We start from the raw sequence: 1,611 nt of genomic DNA on the forward strand, positions 1-1,611 counted from the left end.
TAAACGGACATCTGTTATATAACAACGGAGAAATAGACGAGACTTATCGCGGACAGGAATTAAGATTCAGATAAACAGCAGCTCGCCTTCAATAAGCCTATGAGTACCATTTTGTCTTATAAAATACATACAGTCACTCCCTACATCAACTGGATTTACTTTTTCCACGCATGGGGTTTCCAGCCACGTTTTGCAGCCATCGCCAACATTCACGGATGTGATGCCTGTCGTGCTTCATGGCTGACAACTTTCCCGGAAGAAGAACGTAATAAAGCTTCCGAAGCAATGCAGCTATTCAAAGAAGCCAATCGGATGCTCGATCTGCTTGACCGGGATTATGAAGTAAAGACCATCTTTAAGCTTTGCAAGGCAAACTCTGACGGGGATAACCTGATTATTGAGAAAGAAAAAGACCGGTTCATCACTTTTCCTTTACTGCGCCAGCAAACGCCGAAAAGAGACGGTAGCCCTTTTCTTTGTCTAAGTGACTTTATCCGCCCGATCTCCTCCGGCATCCCCGATACCATCGGCGCTTTTGCCTCTTCCATTGATGCGGACATGGAAGGATTGTACGAACAGGACCCTTATAAACACCTGCTTGTCCAAACCCTCTCCGACCGACTGGCAGAAGCAGCAACAGAAAAGATGCATGAATATGTGCGCAAAGAAGCGTGGGGATATGCCAAAGACGAGAATTTAGGCATAACGGACTTACTGGTCGAAAAGTATCAAGGCATTCGCCCTGCTGTCGGTTACCCGTCTTTACCGGATCAATCCGTCAACTTCCTGTTGGATGAACTGTTGGACATGAAGCAGATAGGCATTTCGCTGACCGAAAACGGAGCTATGTACCCGCACGCTTCTGTTTGCGGACTTATGTTTTCACATCCGGCTTCCGAATACTTCTCCGTCGGAAAGATTGGAGAAGACCAACTTGAAGATTATGCCCGCCGTCGGGGAAAAAGTATCGAAGAAATGTGTAAGTTTCTGGCAGCTAATCTCCAATAGTCCTTATTCCCCTGTGATTTTTCTCCTTTTCTCACGACTAACTAACCAGAAAAGTAATCATAGATTCCATGAGAGAACAAACAGCAGAGGTTAGCGCCCCTATTGAACAAGAGTTTTTGTCGGTGATCCGCGAATATGAACGGGTGATCTACAAGGTATGCTATCTGTATGCCAATCCCAATGCTCCTCTCAATGATCTGTATCAGGATGTGGTATTGAACCTTTGGAAAGCCTATCCCAAATTCAGAAAAGAATGTAAGGTTTCCACCTGGATTTACCGTATTGCCCTCAACACCTGTATCAGCTTCTATCGTAAAGAAAAGAATGTGCCGGAAATAGTCAGCCTCACCAGAGATACCGACTGGGCCATAGAAGCACACGACCCGATCAACGAAATGTTGAAACAGCTTTATCAGATGATTAACCAACTGGGACAACTCGACAAATCAATTATCCTGCTTTATCTCGAAGACAAAAGTTACGAGGAAATAGCAGAAATCACCGGACTGACGGTTACCAATGTAGCGACCAAACTAAGTCGCATCAAAGACAAACTTAAAAGAATGAAAAAGGAGGAATAAGATATATGGAACTGGAAGAACT

At 44.5% G+C, this 1,611-nt stretch carries 2 protein-coding genes; both read left to right on the top strand.

The features are described 5' to 3' along the window. The first annotated feature begins 99 nt into the window (after positions 1-99). Positions 100-1,008, top strand: coding sequence for a vitamin B12 dependent-methionine synthase activation domain-containing protein (locus ACT8YW_RS23250; RefSeq protein WP_444107283.1), 909 nt, complete (start codon positions 100-102; stop codon positions 1,006-1,008). Positions 1,009-1,076: 68 nt separating this feature from the next. Then, positions 1,077-1,589, top strand: a complete 513-nt coding sequence (locus tag ACT8YW_RS23255; RefSeq protein WP_004297355.1) for an RNA polymerase sigma factor — start codon at positions 1,077-1,079, stop codon at positions 1,587-1,589. Positions 1,590-1,611: the final 22 nt, after the last annotated feature.

This window comes from Bacteroides sp., from assembly GCF_052357945.1.
GTDB lineage: Bacteria > Bacteroidota > Bacteroidia > Bacteroidales > Bacteroidaceae > Bacteroides.